Source organism: Veronia nyctiphanis (assembly GCF_004116385.1).
GTDB classification, from domain to species: Bacteria; Pseudomonadota; Gammaproteobacteria; order Enterobacterales; family Vibrionaceae; genus Veronia; species Veronia nyctiphanis.
In genome coordinates this window covers 1-2,820 of sequence record NZ_PEIB01000076.1, presented here as the reverse complement: position 1 = coordinate 2,820, position 2,820 = coordinate 1, and the positions used below count along the sequence as shown (strand labels likewise).

Annotated in this window: 4 protein-coding genes; all 4 read right to left on the bottom strand. The window is 43.0% G+C overall.

The genetic code is table 11. From position 1 onward, the window contains the following. Positions 1–407 precede the first annotated feature (407 nt). On the bottom strand, positions 408–830 hold the full coding sequence (locus tag CS022_RS24360; RefSeq protein WP_129124447.1) for a bleomycin resistance protein: 423 nt from the start codon (positions 828–830) through the stop codon (positions 408–410). Between the two features lie 116 nt (positions 831–946). Then, positions 947–1,300, bottom strand: coding sequence for a hypothetical protein (locus tag CS022_RS24355; RefSeq protein ID WP_129124446.1), 354 nt, complete (start codon positions 1,298–1,300; stop codon positions 947–949). 109 nt (positions 1,301–1,409) lie between these two features. Continuing rightward, positions 1,410–1,802 carry an HIT family protein gene (locus CS022_RS24350; RefSeq protein ID WP_129124445.1) on the bottom strand — a complete coding sequence of 131 codons (393 nt, stop codon included), beginning with the start codon at positions 1,800–1,802 and terminating at the stop codon, positions 1,410–1,412. 450 nt (positions 1,803–2,252) lie between these two features. After that, positions 2,253–2,820: VOC family protein (locus tag CS022_RS24345; protein WP_235869899.1), on the bottom strand; the 568-nt coding region annotated here is incomplete at its 5' end.

The following is a 2,820-nucleotide window of genomic DNA, read 5'->3' as shown; positions in this document are numbered from 1 at the left end:
TTTTTTGTCCTGTGGCTGCATTTGTTAGCCCTTGCTCCATGTCTTTCGCGGCTTGTCGCCAGCACCTTTAGAAAAAGCTACCGCGCTTCATCTTGCCGCAAACCGTTTTTAAGACACCAAGAGACAACAACCTGAACATGAATTCAAATGTGTGATTGGAATTTCAGACACGCAACGCAAACAAAGGTTGTTCGCGGATTTCGATACAAACCTGCGGCTATGAAAAGAGGAGTTTGGCTATTAAACCGAGGGACTCAAAACTTTAAAATTGATGGAGGATAACGTCGGCTTAAGGGGCTAAAAACACACGACTCACGCGAATCAACCACCTTAAGCACGAAAACTTGAAAAGAAAAAAAATGATCCAGTGTTTTTAGTCCCCTTTAAGCCCTTGTTATAACGCAGTTCTAGCCTTTGGGCTTTTCCCCTAAATATTGGGAAAACCTTAGCAAATAACCATCTGGGTCTTGGACTAGGAACTCTCTTTGACCAGACAATGACTCACCTACGTCGTACCACGTTTCCTTCTGCTCTCTAAAGAGTTTGATGTTTGCAGCATGAATACGTTCGTAAACGGGAGAAATATCTGAAAGTTCGATTTGAAAATTCACCCCTCTACCAAGTGGAGTAACCAAGTCGCCTGTGACCCAAGCATCTTCATGGATTTGTTCCAACATGATTTGAACCTGCTCAAGTTCAAGGTATGCAAAGTCTGGGTTTTGCCTTTGGCTTCTGACTTTAAAGCCGAGAATTTCACGGTAGAAGACAAGCGAATTCGCAAAGTTTGACACCGATAACTCAGGTACCATCGGATTCCAATATTCTTCCATTTCACTCCTTGAGATGTGACGGGTTCGAATGTGTTATAACGCCTGCCATAAACGGCGAGCGTGTTTTGCGAGTCCAGCCCCGAAGGGCGATGTATGATGGCATTGTTATGTGCGAGTTAATCGATTAAAAAACCGACTTCTTTTATCTCTTGGTCTATTTCTTGGACGAAATAGCGAGCTAGATACTCACCCGCAACTTTTGTGCTGGTTTGCTTCCAGATTATTTGTGCAACTTCATCATTACGCAGTACGCCCAAGACCTCCCTATCGAGGCTTAGAGATGTAAACAGTACTTGTTCTGTCCATGCTTTTAGAACAGCGGCTTTATTATCTGGGTTAAGAGCCTCCTGCTGTGTTTGATAGGCGCAAAAGGAAGTCCAATCTTGTTGATTTGAAGCATTAACAACCGCATCAATCATAGGTAAAGCAATTGCTAGAATCTCTGCGTCTGATTTGTTTGTAATAGACATAAGATAAGCCTCGTTTGTTGATGATTGCTAAAGTACATAACGCTCGCCTAAACGGCGAGCAACTTGTTGCGAGTCCAGCGGCTGAAGGCCGCGATGTTTAAGGCACTTGTTATAAGCCTGATAGCGACTCACGAAGAACTTCTATGCTTTGAATACCAATATCACTACTTAACCAACCAAATTGATCTCCATTGAAGCGAGGAAATATATGCAAATGATAATGGTCAAGTTCATTACACTTTCCATTGTTTTGGATAAATGATATTCCATCAGGATTAAACTTATTGGCGATCCGAGAATAAAGATCTCTTGCTACAACTTGGATTTCATCGTGGACTAACGCTGGTAAATCAATGAAAGACTCGTACGGTTCTTTCGGACAAATAAGAATATGACCGAAATTGATGGGGTCGTGATCAGCGAAAGCAATTACCTGTTCAGATTCGTAGATAATCACAGCTTCAATATCACGGCTGACTATTTGCTGAACAATCGTTGTCACTCGATCTCTCCTGAAGACTTATAACGCCTGCCAGCACAGGCAAAAAATTGCGGAGCGGTTTTTTGTCCTGTGGCTGCACTTGTTAGCCCTTGCTCCATATCTTTCGCGGCTTGCCGCCAGCACCTTTTGAAAAAGCTACCGCATTTCACTTTGTCGCAAACCGTGTTTAAGCCACCAAGAAACAACAACCTAAAACTGAATTCAACTGCGTGCTTGGAATTTCAGACACGTAACACAAACAAAGATTGTTTGCCGATTTCGACACAAACCTTCGGCTATGAAAGAGGAATTTGGCGATTAGACCTTGGGACTCAAAAGTATAAAATTGATGGGGGATAACGCATAGCACACGGGCGACGAGCCGCGCAGCGGGTTGCGTCCCAGCGACCAATGGGAGCGAGTGATGCGTATTGTTATGTGTCTCAACCATTATCGAAATTTAATCGAACTTTACTTGCTTAATTGGCGGAGTTGAATCTGGTTACCATCCCGATCAGCGATATTTGACACTTTAAATATGGGATTGCTCCATTCCCCCTCGAATGCTTGGCCACCCAACTTAACAGCTTCTTCTCTAGACACGGCCATATTTTCTACCGTAAGGAAAATCTTAATAGGGCTGAATGCTTCAGTCGGCATATCGAATGGCGGAACATGAATGATTAAATTGAAACCATTCGTTTCCAAGCTAATAAAATCATTGGTCTTGCGAACAACTCGCATCCCGAAAAGTTTTTCATAAAACTCTGATAAATTGCTCAAATCGAGAGAATAGATAAGAACACCGTTTTGCGCTGGCCCTGACATGTGTTTTTCCTTGCCTTGTGCTGTTGATTGAAATGATGCAGATAAAACAATTAGTACGAAAACAAAATAACCAAACTTGTTACGCATAGATACCCACAAGCACATAACGCCTGCCATAAACGGCGAGCGATTTTTGCGAGTCCAGCACCCGTAGGGTGCGATGTTTGATGGCCTTGTTATGAGCCTACACTTGAAACACCCGCTGAGCCTT